This window comes from Spirillospora sp. NPDC047279 (genome assembly GCF_040643285.1).
Lineage (GTDB): Bacteria > Actinomycetota > Actinomycetes > Streptosporangiales > Streptosporangiaceae > Spirillospora.
Genome location: NZ_JBEYUA010000032.1, coordinates 25,717 through 43,897, shown reverse-complemented (window position 1 = coordinate 43,897; position 18,181 = coordinate 25,717). Strand labels below are relative to the sequence as shown.

General features: G+C 72.6%; 20 protein-coding genes. 11 read left to right on the top strand and 9 right to left on the bottom strand.

The window, feature by feature from the left end:
- Positions 1–84 precede the first annotated feature (84 nt).
- Positions 85–441 carry a sec-independent translocase gene (locus tag ABZ810_RS45980; protein WP_358414566.1) on the top strand — a complete coding sequence of 119 codons (357 nt, stop codon included), beginning with the start codon at positions 85–87 and terminating at the stop codon, positions 439–441.
- A gap of 141 nt (positions 442–582) precedes the next feature.
- Here ABZ810_RS45980 and ABZ810_RS45975 read toward each other — a convergent pair whose 3' ends face one another.
- Positions 583–1,725: an Mrp/NBP35 family ATP-binding protein gene (locus ABZ810_RS45975; protein WP_358414563.1), complete on the bottom strand. Its 1,143-nt coding sequence runs from the start codon at positions 1,723–1,725 to the stop codon at positions 583–585.
- A gap of 133 nt (positions 1,726–1,858) precedes the next feature.
- Here ABZ810_RS45975 and ABZ810_RS45970 point away from each other — a divergent pair, with 133 nt between their 5' ends.
- Entirely contained in the window at positions 1,859–2,353 is a 495-nt protein-coding gene (locus tag ABZ810_RS45970) for a MarR family winged helix-turn-helix transcriptional regulator (RefSeq protein WP_358414560.1), read from the top strand.
- Positions 2,354–2,358: 5 nt separating this feature from the next.
- Here the strand turns inward: ABZ810_RS45970 and ABZ810_RS45965 are convergent, their stop codons facing one another.
- Positions 2,359–2,877 (bottom strand): DUF1003 domain-containing protein, encoded by a 519-nt coding sequence (locus ABZ810_RS45965; protein ID WP_358414557.1) that lies wholly within the window; start codon positions 2,875–2,877, stop codon positions 2,359–2,361.
- Positions 2,874–4,232 carry a CBS domain-containing protein gene (locus tag ABZ810_RS45960; protein WP_358414554.1) on the bottom strand — a complete coding sequence of 453 codons (1,359 nt, stop codon included), beginning with the start codon at positions 4,230–4,232 and terminating at the stop codon, positions 2,874–2,876. The genes ABZ810_RS45965 and ABZ810_RS45960 overlap by 4 nt, the downstream gene beginning before the upstream one ends.
- A gap of 142 nt (positions 4,233–4,374) precedes the next feature.
- On the opposite strand from ABZ810_RS45960, the gene ABZ810_RS45955 reads away from it, so the two are divergent.
- Complete coding sequence (locus ABZ810_RS45955; protein ID WP_358414552.1) at positions 4,375–4,962, top strand: carboxymuconolactone decarboxylase family protein; 588 nt, start codon at positions 4,375–4,377, stop codon at positions 4,960–4,962.
- Positions 4,963–4,972: 10 nt separating this feature from the next.
- Positions 4,973–5,878, top strand: coding sequence for an RNA polymerase sigma-70 factor (locus ABZ810_RS45950; protein ID WP_358414549.1), 906 nt, complete (start codon positions 4,973–4,975; stop codon positions 5,876–5,878).
- Between the two features lie 4 nt (positions 5,879–5,882).
- Here the strand turns inward: ABZ810_RS45950 and ABZ810_RS45945 are convergent, their stop codons facing one another.
- Positions 5,883–6,395 (bottom strand): hypothetical protein, encoded by a 513-nt coding sequence (locus tag ABZ810_RS45945; RefSeq protein ID WP_358414546.1) that lies wholly within the window; start codon positions 6,393–6,395, stop codon positions 5,883–5,885.
- 70 nt (positions 6,396–6,465) lie between these two features.
- On the opposite strand from ABZ810_RS45945, the gene ABZ810_RS45940 reads away from it, so the two are divergent.
- Both ABZ810_RS45940 and ABZ810_RS45935 read left to right on the top strand, forming a co-directional pair.
- The gene (locus ABZ810_RS45940; RefSeq protein WP_358414543.1) at positions 6,466–7,407 is read left to right on the top strand and encodes a CoA ester lyase; all 942 of its coding nucleotides are present in this window, start codon (positions 6,466–6,468) and stop codon (positions 7,405–7,407) included.
- A 72-nt stretch (positions 7,408–7,479) separates the two neighbouring features.
- Entirely contained in the window at positions 7,480–9,126 is a 1,647-nt protein-coding gene (locus ABZ810_RS45935; RefSeq protein WP_358414540.1) for a CPBP family glutamic-type intramembrane protease, read from the top strand.
- On the opposite strand, the gene ABZ810_RS45930 is transcribed toward ABZ810_RS45935, so the two are convergent.
- From ABZ810_RS45930 to ABZ810_RS45920, 3 genes are all read right to left on the bottom strand, one after another.
- A complete protein-coding gene (locus ABZ810_RS45930; RefSeq protein WP_358414537.1) occupies positions 9,104–10,816 on the bottom strand; it encodes a serine/threonine-protein kinase in 1,713 nt (570 codons plus the stop codon). The genes ABZ810_RS45935 and ABZ810_RS45930 overlap by 23 nt on opposite strands.
- A 32-nt stretch (positions 10,817–10,848) precedes the next feature.
- Positions 10,849–11,508 carry a hypothetical protein gene (locus tag ABZ810_RS45925; RefSeq protein WP_358414534.1) on the bottom strand — a complete coding sequence of 220 codons (660 nt, stop codon included), beginning with the start codon at positions 11,506–11,508 and terminating at the stop codon, positions 10,849–10,851.
- Between the two features lie 130 nt (positions 11,509–11,638).
- Positions 11,639–12,034: an NUDIX hydrolase gene (locus ABZ810_RS45920; RefSeq protein ID WP_358414531.1), complete on the bottom strand. Its 396-nt coding sequence runs from the start codon at positions 12,032–12,034 to the stop codon at positions 11,639–11,641.
- Between the two features lie 81 nt (positions 12,035–12,115).
- Between ABZ810_RS45920 and ABZ810_RS45915 the strand changes: the two genes are divergently transcribed.
- From ABZ810_RS45915 to ABZ810_RS45900, 4 genes are read left to right on the top strand one after another with little or no spacing between them, the layout of a single operon-like run.
- Entirely contained in the window at positions 12,116–12,769 is a 654-nt protein-coding gene (locus ABZ810_RS45915) for a DUF6758 family protein (RefSeq protein ID WP_358414529.1), read from the top strand.
- Positions 12,770–12,771: 2 nt separating this feature from the next.
- Positions 12,772–13,647: a PHP domain-containing protein gene (locus tag ABZ810_RS45910; protein WP_358414527.1), complete on the top strand. Its 876-nt coding sequence runs from the start codon at positions 12,772–12,774 to the stop codon at positions 13,645–13,647.
- Positions 13,648–13,657: 10 nt separating this feature from the next.
- Positions 13,658–14,365 (top strand): MBL fold metallo-hydrolase, encoded by a 708-nt coding sequence (locus ABZ810_RS45905; RefSeq protein ID WP_358414525.1) that lies wholly within the window; start codon positions 13,658–13,660, stop codon positions 14,363–14,365.
- An 8-nt stretch (positions 14,366–14,373) separates the two neighbouring features.
- A complete protein-coding gene (locus ABZ810_RS45900; RefSeq protein ID WP_358414524.1) occupies positions 14,374–15,273 on the top strand; it encodes a PD-(D/E)XK nuclease family protein in 900 nt (299 codons plus the stop codon).
- 156 nt (positions 15,274–15,429) lie between these two features.
- Here ABZ810_RS45900 and ABZ810_RS45895 read toward each other — a convergent pair whose 3' ends face one another.
- Complete coding sequence (locus ABZ810_RS45895; protein ID WP_358414522.1) at positions 15,430–16,338, bottom strand: oxygenase MpaB family protein; 909 nt, start codon at positions 16,336–16,338, stop codon at positions 15,430–15,432.
- Positions 16,339–16,459: 121 nt separating this feature from the next.
- A complete protein-coding gene (locus tag ABZ810_RS45890) occupies positions 16,460–17,341 on the bottom strand; it encodes an alpha/beta hydrolase (RefSeq protein WP_358414519.1) in 882 nt (293 codons plus the stop codon).
- A 137-nt stretch (positions 17,342–17,478) separates the two neighbouring features.
- Here ABZ810_RS45890 and ABZ810_RS45885 point away from each other — a divergent pair, with 137 nt between their 5' ends.
- The gene (locus ABZ810_RS45885) at positions 17,479–18,159 is read left to right on the top strand and encodes a glycerophosphodiester phosphodiesterase (RefSeq protein WP_358414516.1); all 681 of its coding nucleotides are present in this window, start codon (positions 17,479–17,481) and stop codon (positions 18,157–18,159) included.
- Positions 18,160–18,181: the final 22 nt, after the last annotated feature.

Sequence of the window (18,181 nt, the reverse complement as noted above, 5' to 3'; positions counted from 1 at the left end):
TCAGATCCGGTTCATCCGGACTGGGGATACGCTGGGGGATCCGGGCCGTACGCGCCCGGATCCCCTTGGCTTGTGGAGGACGCGTTGTTCGACGTCGGACTGGGCGAGATGGTGGTGCTCGTCGTGCTCGCCCTGGTCATCTTCGGTGACAAGCTTCCCCAGGTCGCAGGCCAGGCGGGCCGTGCCCTCCGGCAACTCCGGCAGATGGCCAACAGCGCCAAGGCCGACCTCCAGGACGGTCTCGGGCCGGAGTTCAAGGACTTCGACATCGCCGACCTCAACCCCAAGACGTTCGTCCGCAAGCACCTGCTCGAGGACGAGGACGACACCACCCGCACCAACGGCCGCGTCTTCGACGACGACGAGTCCTACGCCTCGATGGCCTCCACCGGCGACCTCGAATACGGCGAGCGTCCCCCCTTCGACGTCGAGGCCACCTGACGTCGAGGCCACCTGACGGCGAGACCACCTGACGGCGAGACCATCGGCCGCGGCCACCTGAGGTCGGCGGCGGGAGAACGTGGAACGGGCCCGGCCCCTCAGCGGGGGCGGGCCCGTTCGTTCGTCACCGGGTGACGCGGGTCACATCTTGTTCTTCGGTGTGAGACCCAGGGACATGCCGGACAGGTTGCGGGAACGCCCGCCGATCCGGTCGGCGATGGTGCGGAGCTCCTTGCCGGCGCCGGAGTCGGGGTCGGAGAGCACCAGCGGGGTGCCGTTGTCGCCGCCCTCGCGCAGGCGCGGGTCGATGGGGATCTGGCCCAGGAGCGGGACGCGGGTGCCGAGCGTCTGGGTGAGCGCGTCGGCCACGGTCTGGCCGCCGCCGGAGCCGAAGATGTCCTGCCGCTCGCCGCAGTGGGCGCAGGCGAGGTAGGACATGTTCTCGATCACGCCCACGACCTGCTGGTGGGTCTGCGCGGCGATGGCACCGGCGCGTTCGGCCACCTCGGCGGCGGCCTGCTGCGGGGTCGTCACGACCAGGATCTCGGCGGACGGGAGCAGCTGCGCGACCGAGATCGCGATGTCACCGGTGCCCGGCGGCAGGTCCATCAGCAGGACGTCGAGGTCGCCCCAGTAGACGTCGGAGAGGAACTGCTGCAGCGCGCGGTGGAGCATCGGGCCGCGCCAGACGACGGGCTGGTTGCCCGCGGTGAACATGCCGACCGAGATCACCTTCACGTCGTGCGCCGACGGCGGCATGATCATGTCTTCGACCTTGGTCGGCGAGTGCTCGACGCCCAGCATGCGGGGCACCGAGTGGCCGTAGATGTCGGCGTCGACCACGCCCACCTTGCGGCCCTGGGCCGCGAGCGCGGCGGCGAGGTTGACGGTCACCGACGACTTGCCGACGCCGCCCTTGCCGCTGGCCACCGCGTAGACCTTGGTGAGGCTGTTGGGCTTGGCGAACGGGATCTCCTTGCCCGCGTCGCCGGGACGGAGCTTGTCGCGGAGCGCCTTGCGCTGCTCCTCGCTCATCACGTCGAGCTCCACCTGGACCGAGGTGACGCCGTCCAGCTTGGCGACGGCCTCGGTGACGTTGCTGGTCAGGGTGTCCTTCATGGGACAGCCGGCCACGGTCAGGAAGATGCCGACGTGGACGGTGCCGTCCGCCGCGATGTCGACGCTCTTGACCATGTCGAGCTCGGTGATGGGCTTACGGATCTCAGGATCGTTCACCGTGGCGAGCGCCGCGGTCACCTGCTCGGTCGTCAACTGGGAGGCCATGCACCCATGGTATGAACTCCGCGCGGGTGCCTGTTAATCCGGGGTCGCAAACCCCCCGGGGGTGATCATTCCACCTGACGACACAGCCGGTCACGGCGTCGCGCCGGATCGCCCGGGGCCGTACCATCGGGGCGTGACATCTGGGAGGGCGGCACCGCCGCTGACAGCGCCGTCCGGCACCATCTCGGCCGCCGAGCTGATCGTCTGGCGCACCCTGCTGCGGGCCCAGGTGCAGATCTCCCGCCGCCTCCAGTCGGACCTGCTGGCCGACCACGACCTCGCGCTCGGCTCGTACGACGTGCTGATGCACCTCGGCGAGGCCCCGCACGGGCGGCTGCGGATGAACGATCTCGCCGACCGGGTGCTGCTGTCGCGCAGCGGGCTGACCCGGCTGGTCGACCGGCTCCAGCGTGAGGGACTGGTCGGGCGCGAGTCGTGCAGCAGCGACGCGCGGGGGCTGTTCGCGGTCCTGACGCCGGCCGGGCACGCCCGGCTCGCCGCCGCCACCCCCACCTACCAGCAGGGCGTCCGCGACTACGTGCTGAGCCGGCTGGACGACGACGACCTGCGCCAGTTCGGCATGATCCTCGACAAGCTGGCCGACGAGCCCGCGGTGGCCGTCGGCTGACGCCGTCACAGGCGGCTGGTGTCGTCCATGCGGGGCCGGCCGTTGCCGTTGCCCTGGGCGGCCTCCATCTCCTTCAGCATCGACTGCAGCTCGGACCGGATGAAGTCGCGCGTCGCGACCTCGCTGAGGGCCAGGCGCAGCGAGGCGACCTCGCGGGTGAGGTACTCGGTGTCGGCGACGGACCGTTCGCCGCGGGCCCGGTCCTGCTCGTACTGGACGCGGTCGCGGTCGTCCTGGCGGTTCTGCGCCAGCAGGATCAGCGGCGCGGCGTACGACGCCTGGAGCGACAACATCAGCGTCAGGAAGATGAACGGGTACGGGTCGAACTTCAGCGCCGACGGCGCCAGCAGGTTCCACAGGATCCAGACCGCGACGAACACGGTCATGTAGACCAGGAACCGCGCCGTGCCGAGGAAGCGCGCGATGCGCTCCGACAGCTGCCCGAACATCTCGGGGTCGTAGTGCGGCCGCGGCAGGGTGGTGCGGCGGACCTCGCGCGGCTGGTCGAGGCGGCTCGGCGTCATACGGGCTTCCTCCCGTCGCGGCCGGAAGGCCGGATCTCGTCGTCGACGACAGGGAGCTCGCCGCTGCGCACGGCCTCTTCTTCGGGGTCGGGACGTTCCTCGGCGGTGGCGTCCATCACGGTCTCACGCCAGTCGTCGGGCAGCAGGTGGTCGAGGACGTCGTCGATGGTGACGGCGCCGAGCAGGTGCCCGTTCTCGTCCACGACGGCGCCCGCCACGAGGTTGTAGGTGGCCAGGAACATCGCCACCGCCTCCAGCGACATCGTCGGCCGCAGCGGGTCGAGCTCGGCGTCCACGCTGCCGCTGACCAGCGACGACGGCGGCTCGCGCAGCAGCCGCTGGAAGTGCACGGTGCCCAGGTAGCGGCCGGTCGGCGTCTCGCTGGGCGGGCGGCACACGTAGACCTGCGCGGCCAGCGCGGGGTTGAGGTCCGGGTTGCGGATCTGGGCGAGCGCCTCGGCGACGGTGGCGTCCGGCGGGACGATCACCGGGTCGGTCGTCATCAGGCCGCCCGCGGTGTCGTCCTGGTAGGTCAGCAGCCGCCGCACCGGCGCCGCCTCCTGCGGCTCCATCAGCGTCAGCAGCTGCTCGCGCTGCTCGGTGGGCAGCTCGCCCAGCAGGTCGGCGGCGTCGTCGGGCCCCATCGCCTCCAGGACGTCGGCCGCCCGGTCCACCTCGAGTTTGCCGAGGATCTCGACCTGGTCGTCCTCGGGCAGCTCCTCCAGGACGTCGGCCAGGCGTTCGTCGTCCAGCGCGATCGCGACCTCGGCGCGGCGCTTCTCCGGCAGGTCGTGGACGAAGTTGGCCAGGTCGGCCGGCTTCATCTTCTCGAACGCGGCGATCAGCCCGGCGGCGCCCTGGCCGTGCTCGACGGCGCCGAACCCGGTCACCGCGTCCCAGTCGACGACGAAGACCTCGCCGTGCCGGCGGCGCAGGCCACGGCCGCGGGAACGGCGCACGGCCACCTTGCCCACCAGCCAGTCGCGGGTGCGCGTCGGCTCCATGGCGACGTCCACGACCGCCAGGGCCTCGCCGTTCTCGCGGTGGGTCACGGTCCGGTCCAGCATCTCGGCGATGACCAGCGTCTCCGACTCGCGCTGCTGGAACCGCCGGACGTTCAGCCGCCCGTTGAACACGATCGCGTCGGACTCGATCACCGTGACCCGGGTGATCGGCAGGAACACCGGCCGCCGCGGCTGTACCTCGACCACCAGGCCGAGGACGCGGGGCGGCTTGGCGCCGAGGCGGAGCGAGACCACCACGTCGCGGACGCGCCCCACCTGGTCGCCCGCCGGGTCGAAGACGGCGATTCCGGCGAGCCGGGCGATGAACACCCGTGTCGGGGATCCGCTCATGGCAGGCACATTACCCACGATCTTGGGGTTGATCCGGCCCGCGCCCCTCGTTAACCAGCAGTTTGCCGGGCGATGTCACATCCGGGGCGGGCCGCCCGTCCTTGCTCGTGACCGCCGTCCACGGAACTGAGGAGACGCCGCCATGGCCGCCCGTATCTCGCTGGAACCCCGCAGGACGCTGCTCAACCGGATCGGCGGCTGGGCCACCCGCCGCAAGTTCGGCGAGGAGCTGGAGCCCGCCCGCGCGATGGGCCACCACACCGGGGTGACGCTCGCCTACGCGGTCTTCGAGGGCCAGGTGATGAGGTGGAAGGCCCTGCCGTACCGGCTCAAGGACCTGGCCGTCATGGCCTCCGCGGTCAGGATCGGCTGCTCGTGGTGCGTGGACTTCGGCACCTGGGAGTCCACCACGCACGGCATCCCGCTGGAGAAGCTCGAGGCGGTGCCGCACTGGCGCGACAGCGACCTGTTCGATGAGGACGAACGGCTGGTCATGGAGTACTCGGAGGCCATGACCGCGGACCCGCCCGAGGTCACCGACGAGCTGACCGGGCGGCTGCGCCGCCACCTGGACGAGAAGCAGCTCGTCGAGCTGACCATGATCGTCGCGGTGGAGAACCTGCGGTCGCGGTTCAACGCCGCGGCGGGCCTGACCGGCCAGGGCTTCAAGGACCGTTGCGAGATCCCGGCCGCGAAGACCACCGGGGAGACGGGAAGGGTGCGTGAATAGAGTGGGGGTCATGTCCGATCTGGATTCCCTGAGCGAGGTCTTCCAGGAGCACCGCGGCCTGCTGTTCGCCGTCGCGTACCGCATGCTCGGCACGGCCGCGGACGCCGAGGACGCGGTCCAGGACGCCTGGATCAAGTGGTCGGCCGCCGACCGCGCGGACGTCGCCGACCCCCAGGCCTACCTGATCCGGATCACCTCCAACGTGGCGCTCGACCGGCTCAGGTCCGCGCAGGCGCAGCGCGAGAGCTACGTCGGCCCGTGGTTGCCCGAGCCGATGCTGACCTCGCCCGACGTGGCCGAGGACGCCGAGCTGGCCGAGTCGGTGTCGATGGCCATGCTCGTCGTGCTGGAGACGCTGAGCCCGCTGGAACGGGCGGCGTTCGTCCTCAAGGAGGTCTTCGGCTTCCCGTTCGCCGAGATCGCCACCGCGCTGGACCGTTCGGAGGCGTCCGTCCGGCAGCTCGCCACCCGGGCCCGCAAGCACGTGGAGGCGCGGCGGCCGCGGTTCGAGGCCGGTCCGGAGGAGCGGCTCGCGGTCACCCGGCGGTTCCTGGACGCGACGATGGGCGGCGACATCAACCGGCTGATGGAGCTCCTCGCCCCCGACGTGGCGCTCTGGACCGACGGCGGCGGCAAGGTCCGGGCTGCGCTCCGCACGATCCACGGCGCCGAGAAGGTCGGGCGCTGGCTGGCGGCGGTCGGCGGGCAGCCGTACGCCGGCGTCGAGGCCCGCGACATGCGCCTCCGGTCGGTGGTGCTGAACGGGGAGCCCGCGCTGGTCATCGACGGCCCGGCGGGCCCCATCACCACGGTGTCGGTCGACGTGAACGCCGACGGCCTGGTCGGCGCGATCCACCTGGTGGCCAACCCCGACAAGCTCCAGTCGGTCGCCGAGGGCCGGGAGCTGCCGCGCTAGCCGTTCACCGGTCGGCCTTGCGCCTCTTGCCGCCGAACATGCGCGGCGGCGGTCCGGCCGTCGTCGCGGGGGTGGGCACGGGCCGCACGTGGGCGTAGTCGCCGGGATAGCCGGGCTCTCCCGGCCCTTCGACGATCTCGTCGGTGGGAGTGAGCCGGACGATGTAGGAGTCGGTCGCCCAGCGGCCGACCTGCCCCTCGTGCGTCGGCGCGTTCAGCCGGTCCTTGGCCAGCAGCGGCGCGACGGCGTCCCACGCCTCCGAGCCCGGCTCGACGGACTCGCACGCCGCCACGAACGTGAGCAGCCGGCCGCCCTTGTCCTTGCTGCGCAGGGTCACCGTCACCCGGTCGGCCTCCGGCAGGCCCGGCAGCGGCTGCTCGCCCTCGCCGCCGGTCAGCACGTACGCGGCGCCCTCGTGCCAGAAGTGCCAGGCCGCGCGCGGCTGCGGCAGGCCGGGCAGCGTGAGCCACAGCAGCCCCGACTTCTTGGCCGCCTCCTCAACCAGAGCGTCACCCATGACGCCAGGCTCTCACAACGCGGCGGACCCGGCCCGATCAGGCCGCGCGGCGGTGGATAACATCCGGGCCATGCGATCGCGACGTACCACGCTGGCCGTGCCCGCGAGCAACCCGCGCTTCATCGAGAAGGCCCAGGGGCTGGCGGCCGACGAGATCTTCCTCGACCTGGAGGACGCGGTCGCGCCCGCCGCCAAGGAGGAGGCGCGCAAGAACGTCGTCGCCGCCCTGACCGAGGGCGACTGGGGCGGCAAGGTCCGCGTGGTGCGAGTCAACGACCTGGAGACGCACTGGGCGTACCGGGACGTGATCGAGGTCGTGGAGGGCGCGGGCGCGCACCTGGACTGCCTGATGTTGCCGAAGGTGCAGGACCCGTCCCACGTCCAGTGGCTCGACCGGCTGCTCACCCAGATCGAGCGGGCGATGGGCCACGAGGTCGGCCGCATCGGCATCGAGGCGCAGATCGAGGACGCGCGCGGCATGGTCGCCATCGACGCGATCGCCGCGTCGTCGCCCCGGCTGGAGACGCTGGTCTTCGGGCCGGGCGACTTCATGGCCTCGATCAACATGAGGACGCTGGTGGTGGGGGAGCAGCCGCCCGGCTACACCGAGGGTGACGCGTACCACTACATCCTCATGCGCATCCTGATGGCCGCCCGCGCCCACGACCTCCAGGCCATCGACGGGCCGTACTTCAACGTGCGCGACGTCGAGGCCTTCCGGCGGGTGGCGGAACGTTCGGCCGCCCTCGGCTTCGACGGCAAGTGGGTGCTGCACCCGTCCCAGGTCGAGGCGGGCAACGAGGTGTTCTCGCCGTCGCAGGACGACTACGACCACGCCGAGCTCATCCTCGACGCCTACGAGCACGCCACCACCGTCGAACGGCGCGGCGCCGCCATGCTGGGCGACGAGATGATCGACGAGGCGTCGCGCAAGATGGCCCTGGTCATCGCCGCCAAGGGCCGTGCCGCCGGCCTGTCCCGCACCAAGGCCTTCGAAGCGCCGTCCTCCTGAGCCGTCCCGGTATCCGGACGAGCACGTACGATCTCAGGCAAAGTCCGAGGCCCCCCGAGGAGGAGATCGCGCGTGGCAGACCCGGCGGACGTGAACGGCTGGGCTCCGCCCGACCCCGGCGCGCAGCCGCAGCGCCAGGAGCCGTCACCGTACGAGACGCCGCCGAGCGACGCGCGGCCGGAAGCTCCCCACCAGCCCTACGCGCAGCAGCAGGCGCCGGGGCCGCAGGGCGAGCCTTATGGGCAGCCGCAGCCCGGGATGCAAGGTGGGCCTTACGGGCAGCCGCAGCCTGGGCAGCCGCAGCCTGGGGGACCGGACGGGCCCTATGGGCAGCAGCCTGGCCCGTATGGACGGCCGTACGGGCAGCCTGAGGCTTATGGGCAGCCTTACGGGCAGCAGCCTCCGCCGTACGGGCAGCCTTACGGGCAGGAGCAGCCTCAGCCTTACGGCGGGGCGTACGGGCAGCCGCCCTATCCCGGACAGGGCTACGGCTACGGGTATCCGCCGCCGGTCAAGCAGCCGTGGATCGTGCCGCCTCCCGTCGGGGTGCGGTTCCACCAGATGGCGCGGACGCCCGTGCACCGCTGGTGGCGCCCGCTGGCCGGTTCGCTGCTGATCGTCGTCGGCGCGATGGTGCTGCTGTTCGCCGTGCTGGTCGTCGGCGTCATCTTCGCCATGGCGGTCAACGGGGGTGTGTACGAGCCGGGCGAGGACGGGATGTTCGGCAACGACCTCGCCGACCTCTCGTTCCAGATCGCCTCGCTGGCGGTGTTGTTGCCGCTCGCCCCGCTGATGGCGTTCGCGATCCAGCGCCGCAGGCCCGGCACGGTCTCCTCGGTCGTCGGGCGGATCCGGTGGAAGTGGCTGCTGGGCTGCGCCGGAGTGGCGCTCCTGTTCTGCGCGGTGTCGTTCGGCGCCAGCATGTTCGCGGCCCAGTACGTGAGCGACCCGGACGCGGGCGCCAACGACACCTGGGTCGGCTGGGGCGAGTTCCTGCTGCCCGCCGTGATCATCCTGCTGCTGGTGCCCTTCCAGGCGTCCGCCGAGGAGTACGTCTTCCGCGGCTGGCTGCTCCAGGCGATCGGGGCCTGCACGCTCGAGACCCGCACCGGCGCGGTCGGGCGGGCGTTCAGCAGGGTCTTCAGGACACCGTGGCCGGGCATCGTGATCGGCGCCGCGCTCTTCACCTCGCTGCACGGTTACACCGGCTGGGGCATGCTCGACGTCTTCCTCTTCGGCGCGATCATGGGCTGGCTGACGGTGCGGACCGGCGGCCTGGAGGCGGCGATCGCCCTCCACGTCTTCAACAACCTGATGGCGTTCCTGGTCTCGGCGGCGGTCGGCAACCTCAAGATCGAGCAGGGCGCGGTGCCGTGGCAGTACGTGGTGGCGGACGTGGCGCCGATGATCCTCTACGCCCTCGTCATCGTGTGGATGGTGCGCCGGTACAAGGTCCAGACCGTCACCACCGACCCCTCGGCCCCGGTCGCCGAGCCCGCCGTCGCCTTCGCCGCGGCCCCCGGCCCGGTGCACACCGCCGCCCCCACCGACACCGCCGGTCACGTGGACACCGTCGGTCCTGCGGACAGAGTTGGCTCTTCGGACGATGCGGGCGTCGGCAGCGGCACCGGCGCGGGTGCGGGTGCGGGGGCTTCGCCCGGGGCGGGCGATCCGGCGGGCACGCCGCCGCCGGACGTCAGCGAAGGCGCTGGACGCTGAACGACTCGTACCGGACGGTCATCGCCGCGTTCCCCGCGATGGCCGCGGTCCCGCCGGCGCCCGCGCCGTGCGGCCGCGTCCGGTCGTCGTAGGTGGCGGCCAGGCGGCCGTTGACCCGCATCCGCAGCCGGGTGACGCCGTCGCCGAACCGGCACTCGGCCTCGATGCGGTTCTCGCCGCCGGTGATCCCGGGGGTCTTCTGGAAGGGGCGCAGCTCCTGCCTGACCCCGTTCTGGAACTCCTTGACGATCCCGGCGTTGCCCTCGCTGGTGACGAAGAAGTCGTAGCGGTTGGTGGCCTGCGTGACCGGGTTGCCGCCGCACCAGATCCCGTACGAGCCGGTGCCCCCCTGCATCCGCGCCCGCGCCGTGACCCGGACGTCGCCCATGTCGTCGGCGCGGACGGGCGCGGTCGTCGCCATGCCGCGGCCGGCGGGCAGCTGGAGCAGGTAGCCGCCGTCGTGGTACCGGGCGATGCCGTCGGCCTGGTCGCGCTCCAGCCAGCCGCGTTCGGTGTCGAAGTCGTCGTCGAACGTGCTGGGCGGCGGTGCGGCCTTCTGGCCGAGCATCGCGTACGCGGCGCCGCCGCCGAGCGCGCAGAGCCCGACCACGCCCGCGGCCAGGCCGGTCTGCCAGCGGCGCCGCCGCCGCTCGCCGCCGGGCCGCGTGCCGCCGGGCTGCTCGCCGCCGCGCCGGAGGCCGCTCCGCGTGCCGCCGGAGCGCAGGCCGTTCTGTGTGCCGCCGCGCTGTGATCGGGCCTGCGGTTCCGTTCCCGTGTCGGTGCCGGGCTCGGCCGCGGGCACCTCGGGGGCCCCGTTCGGGGGAGCCGAGACGACGAGGGAGAGCCGCGGCGGCGCGGGCCTGTCCTCGGCCGACACCGGTTCGCCGTCCGCGCTGGTGACGGGCAGCTCCACGAGCTCGTCCACGGACCGCCCGACCAGGACGTCGATGAGGTCGCGGGCGGTCGGACGCTGCCGGGCGTCCTTGGCCATCGCGCGCTGGACGACGAGCGCCAGCCGGTCGGGCAGGCCGGTGAGGTCGGGCCGCTCGTGCACGATCCGGTAGAAGACGTCCGGGCCCGACGTCGCCCCGAACGGCGCGCGGCCGGTGGAGGCGAACGCGACCACCGCGCCCCACGAGAAGACGTCGGAGGCGTGCGTGACCACCTCGCCGCGGGCCTGCTCGGGCGACATGAACGGCGGCGTCCCGATCGCGAAGTCACCGGTGATCGGGATGGAGCCGGCCAGCCGCGCGACGCCGAAGTCGATGACCTTGGGGCCCTCGGGGGAGAGGATCACGTTGCCCGGCTTGAGGTCGCGGTGCACCACCCCGGCCCGGTGGATCGCGGTGAGGGCCACGGCGGTGCCGACCGCGACGGACTCCAGCCGGGCGCCGGCGAGCGGGCCGCGGCCCCGCACGGACTGCCAGAGCGTGTCGCCCTCCACGTACTCGGTCACGATGTACGCCAGGTCCCCGTCGGTGGCGGCGTCCAGCACGGGCGCGGTGCAGAACGGGGCGACCAGGCGGATCGCCTCGACCTCGCGCTCGAACCGGATCCGGAACCCGGCCTGGGCGACCCAGTCGGAGTTCATGACCTTGACCGCGACGAGGTCGCCGCCCGGGGCATGGGCCAGATACACGACGCCCATGCCGCCCGCCCCGAGCCGTCGCACCACTTCGTAAGGACCCACCGCGGGCGGGTCGTAGATCGACAGGACTGCTCCTAGGGCTTGCCCGGGTCGGCGGGGGCGACCGGGATCCGTTCGTCGTCGATGGTGACCGCGCCGGTGGCGGGGTCGAGGACGGGCGCGGGCTCGGCCCGTGCGCCGTAGTTGACGAGGCCGACCTGGGCGCCGCTGGGCAGCACGATCCAGCCGCCGACGATCTGGGCGCCGGCCGTCGTCCTGGCGGCCGCCCGGTAGAGCCCGGACGGCGCCTTCACGATCGGCGCGCGGAAGCCCATCACGCGCTGCCGGGACAGGCTGGCGGCGCCGATGACGGTGTTGCCCTGTACCGAGCCGGTGAGAATTCCCTTCTTGCCCTGGAGGCGGATCAGGCCTTCGGGATAGACCTTCCCGCGCAGCCAGGCTTCGAGGCTGCGGCCGTCGCAGACGTAGGCGATGGCGTCGCCGTCCTTGACGGTGAGCGCCACGACGGCACGGCTGCCGGGCACTCGGGAGGCGAACGTGCCGCCCGCGGTCTGCGGGACGGGCGGCGGTGCGGGGGGCGCCGTGGTCGCCGTGGTCGCCGTGAGAGGCGGCGGTGGTGAGTCCTTGGTGTCCGCAGAGTCGGAGGAGACCGTCCGGACGAGCACTGTGGTGCCGATGATGATGAGGACCGCCAGGCCGGCGAGCAACGCCAGCAGCGGCCCGGTCCTACGCATGGTAATTAACCCCTGATGTCCGCTTCATTCCACGACACCAGGCGGTCACCCGCTGCGCAAGACGTCGGCGGTGGCCGGGAGCGGGCGGAACGGTCCTGAACCCCGCGCGGTGTCCGCTGCGTGCAGGGGGCTAGATCAGGTTCCAGCCGGCGAGGGCTTCGAGCAGGCCCGGAACGGTCGGGAGGGCGCGGAGTTCGGCGGGCGTGACCCAGCGCGCCTCCGCCGCGTCGTCCCCGGCGCGGAGCGTGCCGGCGGGTGTGACCGGTGCCGCCGCGTAGTCGTGGATCTCGAACGTCACGCCGCCGGGGCCGGGCCGTTCGACCGTTCCGACCAGCGGCCCGACGGACACCTCCAGCCCGGTCTCCTCAGCGAGCTCGCGCTCGACCGCGGCGGCATCGGTCTCGCCCGGCTCCACCCGGCCGCCGGGGATCGACCACGATCCGGCGTGCGGCGGCGTGCCGCGCCTGATCAGCAGCAGCCGGCCCGACCCGTCGTGGACGATTCCCCCTACACAGCGCACCCGCATCTCCCTATTTTGTCCGCTCTTTACCGGTGCTACCAGCGAGAACTTGACGGAGCCGACGTCAGCGGCGCACCCTAGGTAGTCATGAGGGCGGAGCCGACCTGCCCCCGCTGCGGCGGGCCACTGCACGCTCCCAGCCTCTGGTCGAGCGACTGGGGCTGCGGCGTGCACGGCGTCGTCCTTCCCCGCCAGCCGTCCAAGAGGCCGGCCGCCGACGGGCTCGCCGCGGTCCTCCAGGACGCCAGGGTGCCGGTCTGGACGCCCTGGCCGCTGCCGCTGGGCTGGCTGGTGGCGGGTTTCGTGACCGTGGGCGACGACCGCACCGGAGTGCGCGCCTCCGCCGTCGCCCTGTCCGGCCCCGGGCTGCTGAGCGGTCCCGCCGACATGGTGCTGATCGCCGAGGAGCCGGGCGTGGGCCTGGGCGCCCACTACGCCGGGCTGATGAACGGGCCCGACCCCGGCGCCGGGTTCGACAAGGGGCCGCCGCACGCCAAGGTCGAGGTGAGCGGCCCCACCGCCACCGCGGGCCACTCGGTGCCGATGTGGGCGGTGCCGTCCGCCGAGACCGACCGCGCGGTCTACGTCGGCGAGGCGATGGGCAGCTGGTTGTGGGCGGTGCTCTGGCCCGCCGACGCGGGCGTCCTCATGCTCGAACGCCCGCAGTTGCTCGACCTGCGCGAGCCCGGCATGGAGCTGGACCTCCCCTACGGCGCCTTCAGCCCCCGCCTGGACCCCTGACCGTGCCCACGGCGTCGGGCGGCGGGCGGATCGACCTGCACTGCCACAGCAGCGTCTCCGACGGCACCCGGCCTCCCGCCGAGGTGATGCGGCGTGCCCGCGCGGCCGGCCTCGACGTCGTCGCCCTCACCGACCACGACACGGTGGCCGGCTGGGCCGAGGCCGCCGAGACCGCCGCCGCCATGGACGGCGGCCCGCGGTTCGTCCCCGGCATCGAGCTGTCCTGCGCCCAGGACGGCCGGAGCCTGCACCTGCTCGGCTACCTCTTCGACCCCGGCGAGCCCGAGCTGGCCGCCGAGCTCGCCCGCATCCGCGACGACCGCGTGATCCGCGCCCGCCGCATGGTCGACCGGCTCCGCGCCCTCGGCGTGGACGTCACCTGGGAGCAGGTGCTGGCGCTGGCCCGCGGCGACTCGGTCGGCCGTCCCCACGTCGCCCGGGCCATGCTCGACGCGGGCGCCGTCGCGACGATCGAGGAGGCGTTCACCGAACGCTGGATCGCGCCGGGCGGCCGGGCGCACGCCGACCGCTACGCGCTCGACCCGGTCCGTGCCGTGCGGCTGATCGCCGGAGCGGGCGGTGTCAGCGTGCTGGCCCATCCCAAAGCAGACAAACGCGGATATGTCATTGCCGACGAGGTGATCGAGCGGCTGGCCGCCGCGGGACTCGGCGGCGTCGAGATCGACCACCCGGACCACGCCGCCGCCGACCGCTCCCACCTGCGCGATCTGGCGCGCGGCCTCGGCCTCGCCGGCACCGGCGGCAGCGACGACCACGGCGCGCTGACCGGCGACCGGCTCGGCCGCGAGACCACCGCGCCCGCCGAGTACGAGACGATGATCTCCGTGCGTCCCCATCCGGGTCGCCGCGCGCGATAGGCTGCCGGACGTGGACGCGCGAATCGAGACCGTGGTGACGTCGGGGAAGACGACCCTGGACGACACCGAATACGACGTCGAGAGCAACACCTACATCGTCGGTGACGACGACGAGGTCATCGTGATCGACCCGGGCTTCGACGCCGAGGCCGTCCTCAAGGAGGTCGGCGAACGCGAGGTCATGGCCGTCATCTGCACCGACGGCAACGAGCATCACCTCGCGACGGCGCTCGAGGTGGCCGCCGCCGGCGAAGAGGACGAGGACAACTGGGCGCCCGTCGCCCTGCACCGTGCCGACCGCCTGCTGTGGCGCGACTACTTCGGCCGCCTCGCCAAGGAGGAAGAGGACGAGGACGACGCCAAGGCGCTGCGTTCCCTCGAGCCCGACATCTGGCTGGAGGACGGCGGCATCTTCGAGATCGGCGACGCCCAGCTCGAGATCATGCACACCCCGGGCAACACCCCCGGCAGCGTGAGCATCATCAGCGAGCAGCTGGGCGTGCTCTTCTCCGGCGACACCCTGCACCGCGGCCGTCCGGGGTCGATCGGCGGCGTCTACGACGACATGCGCAAGCAGCTCAACTCGATCGGCGCGCTGCTCACCCCGCTGCCCAAGGACCTGCGCGTCCTGCCGGCGCAGGGCGAGGAGACCACCGTCGGCGACGAGGACGCCCGCTGGGAGAGCTGGGGCGCGCTCGCCACCGAGAGCGACGACTGACGCCCGTCGTGGCCGCCGAGCAACTCGGCTTCGAGGGCATGCCGCAACGGCTCTACCCGTGCACGCCCTCGCGGCTGAACACCTGGCTGGACTGCCCGCGCCGCTACCGGATGACCTATCTGGACCGGCCGGCACCGCCCAAGGGCCCGCCCTGGGCGCACAACAGCGTGGGCGCCAGCGTCCACAACGCGCTGGCGGCCTGGTGGCGCCTCCCCGTCCACGAGCGCACCACCGACGCCGCGGGCACGCTGCTCATCCGCGGCTGGCTCACCGAGGGGTTCCGCGACCCCGACCAGTCCGCCGAGTGGCGTGAGCGCGCCCGCGAGATGGTCGAACGGTACGTGACGCACCTCGACCCCCATGACGAGCCGCTCGGTGTCGAACGCACCGTCGCCACCCGTACCGACCGCATCGCCGTCTCCGGCCGCATCGACCGGCTCGACGCCCGGGGTCCCGAACTCGTCGTGGTCGACTACAAGACCGGCCGGCACGTCCTCACGGCCGACGACGCCCGCGGCTCGCTGGCCCTGGCCCTCTACGCGATCGCCTCGTCCCGCGTCCTGCGCCGCCCCTGCCACCGCGTGGAGCTGCACCACCTGCCCACCGGCGAGGTGGCGTACTGGGAGCACACCGACGAGTCCCTCGGACGCCACCTGCGCCGCGCGGAGTCCATCGCGGCCGAGGCGGCGGCCGCCGACGAGGCCTACAAGACCCGCCTCTCGCAGGTGCCCCGGCCACGTCCCGCCGACGGCGCCCCGATCGACCACACCCCGTACGACGAGGTCTTCCCGCCCCGCCCCGGCAACCTCTGCGCCTGGTGCGACTACGCCCGGCACTGCCCCGAGGGCCGGGCAGCGGCCCCCCGCAAGGACTCCTGGGCCGCCGTACTTACTTCGCCCACCGGCTGACAGCCGATCCGCAACGCCCGCCCACGCCTCACGGCGTCTCTCGCGACGCGGCGTTCTCACGGCGGGGTGTCTCTCGCCACGCGGCCTCTCGCATGACGCGGCGCCCGCACCACGGAGGGGGCGGGCGCCGCGTCACGTTCGTCCGTGGGCTGGGCTTCAGGCCGAGACGAGGGTGCGCTGGGAGGGCCAGCGGCGGGGGTCGCGGAGGCCGTAGAGGCCCTTGCCGAGGTCGTAGCCCTCGGCGGCCAGGCGTTCGCGGGCACGTTCCAGCATGTCGCGGGTGGGCTTCATGAAGGCGTAGTCGTGTAGGCGCTCGGGGACCGAGTTCATGGCCATGCGGAACGAGCGCAGCGCCGCGGTGACGGCGGGCTGGGGGACCTCGGGCAGGGCGCCGTACATCTGGCGGGCCCAGTCGGGCAGCGAGTAGTAGCAGAGGGCGCCGAACGGGAAGTAGCCGGGCTTGCCGGGGGCGAGGTACTTCAGGTTCTCCGGCATGGTGGGCCACATCAGGAACCTCACCGTGGCGGCGGCCTCCTCCGTGACGCGGAGGTGGGGGCGCATGGAGGCCATGTAGTCCTCCATCTCGGCGACGCTGCCCGGCACGTCCTCGGGGTGCAGGCCGACGTGGGCGGCGGTCCGGCGCTGCTCGTCCAGGTACTTGTCGGCCATCGCGCCGGTCAGCGGCAGCCCCGCGCGCCGCGCCACCTCCAGGTAGGAGTAGACCTCGGCGCAGTGCACCCAGCGCAGGAGCTCGGGCTGGTCGAGGCGCTCCTTCTTGCCGGTGTCGTGGTTGAGGATGCGCAGGCTGCGGTGGATCGCCCGGACCTTGGCGGACAGCTCGTCGATCTCCTCGTGGGTGCCGAACGTGGCCACGCCGACGAAGTCGGAGGTGCGCTGGAGGCGCCCGAACGGGTCCTCCTGGAAGTTGGAGTTCTGCCAGACGCCCCACATGGCCATCGGGTGCAGCGCTTGCAGCATGAGGCTGCGCACGCCGCCGACCCACATGGACCGGTCGATGTGGACGCGCCAGGTGACGCTTTCGGGTGGCGCAACGGTCGCCGACATTCCGCACCTCGCACTCGTGAGACAAACAGAAGTAAGTGTGTCATTACATCGCCGCGAGTGCAGCATCGCCCCCTGTGACGACGATCACGAGAGGGGACACGCGTCGGGAGTGGCGCCGTAATCAGCGGATGTAGCGTTCGGACTGGTTCCAGAACGTGCTGAGAGCGCTCGCGGTGGTCTCGGGGGCCTCGACGGAGGGCGAGTGCGCGGCGCCGGGGATCACGACCTTGGCGGCGCCCAGGCGCTCGGCCATGGCCGCCTGGGCGCGCGGGTCCCACACGTCGTCGTCCTCGCCGTACAGCACCAGCACGGGCAGCCCGGCGTCGTCGACGGCCTTGGCCAGCTCGTCGACGCGGTCGGGGGCCGACAGCAGCTCGCCGGCCATGCCGACCAGCCCCCGCGGGCAGTTGCCGAGCGTGCGCTTGCGGAGGAAGTCGACGATCTCGGGCGGGACGCCGCGGGACTCGGCGTCCGGGCCGATGCTGAGAGCCCAGATCTGGTCCATGCCCAGCTCGGGGATGGCCTTGCGCAGGGCCTCGGCCTTGGCGGCGGCCTGGCCGGTGACGCCGGCCGGGCCCGAGCTCATGAGCGTGTACGAGACCGGGTGGACCCGGCCGGAGATCACCGGCTCGCGGGTGACCAGGCCGCCGAACGAGTGGCCGACCAGGTGGACCGGGTCGGGGCCGAGGGCGTCGGCCAGGGCGGCGATGTCGGCGCCCAGCGCGGCCCGGGTGTAGGCGACGGGGTCGTCAGGGGAGCCCTTGCTCTCGTACTGCCCGCGCATGTCGACGGCCACCACGCGGCGCCCGGAGCGCGCCAGCGTCTCCAGGACGGCGATGAAGTCCTCCTTGCTGCCGGTGAAGCCCGGCACCAGCAGGGCGGGACATCGTTCGGCCACTCCCGAGCCGGGCAGCGCCTCGAGCGCCGCGAACGGGCCGCGCTCGGTCTCGACGAAGGTCCGGCGCACGCCGTTGGGCAGCGTCAGGAACCGGGGGGTGCTCATCGTTACCCGGCCCCCTCGCTGGACGGTGCCGGGGAATCGGGCAGGCTCGGGAAGCGGGGCTTGCTCACAGGGGGCCAGCGTACTAAATATGCAGGCGCGGACACCGTCTAAGAACCTTTGCTGGTAGCGTCCCGATCATGGTGACCGCGATCTCCGCACACCGCAGGGACGAGGCGGGGCTCGCCGGTCTTCACGAAGCGGTGGGCTCCGGGGCCGAGTACGTCGAGATCGACGTGCGGCGGACGGGCGACGGCGAGCTGGTCGTCCATCATGATCCGGACGTCGCGGGACGGCGGCTCAACCGCCTCCCGTTCGAGCGGCTCGCCGACCTGGCCGGCCGCCCGGTGCCCAAGGTCGCGGCGGCGGTCGAGATCATCGCCGGGGGCGGTGCGAAGGGGCATCTGGACCTCAAGGAACGCGGCTGCGAGACCGAGACGGTCGACCTGGCGCTGGCGGCGTTCGGGCCGGACGACTTCGTGGTGACGACCGGGGACGCCACCTCGATCGAGCTGATCAGGGCGTCTTTCCCGCAGGTCAGAACGGCTCTGTCGGTGGGCCGGAGCTGGTGGCGGGGCGGCGTGACGGCCGATCTCGCACCGGTCAGGCGGATCCAGCGGAGCGGCGCGGAGATGGTGGCGCTCAACTTCCGCCTCGCGCGCGTCGGGGTGCTCGCGCAGTGCGCCAGGGCCGGTCTCCCGGCGATGGTCTGGACGGTGAACGGCGAGCCGCTGATGCGGCGCTTCCTCGGTGACCCGAGGGTGGCCGTACTGATCACCGATCATCCCCGCAGGGCCCTGGAGCTGCGCGAGGGGACCTAGGACGTGTCCCGCCCGAGCCCGG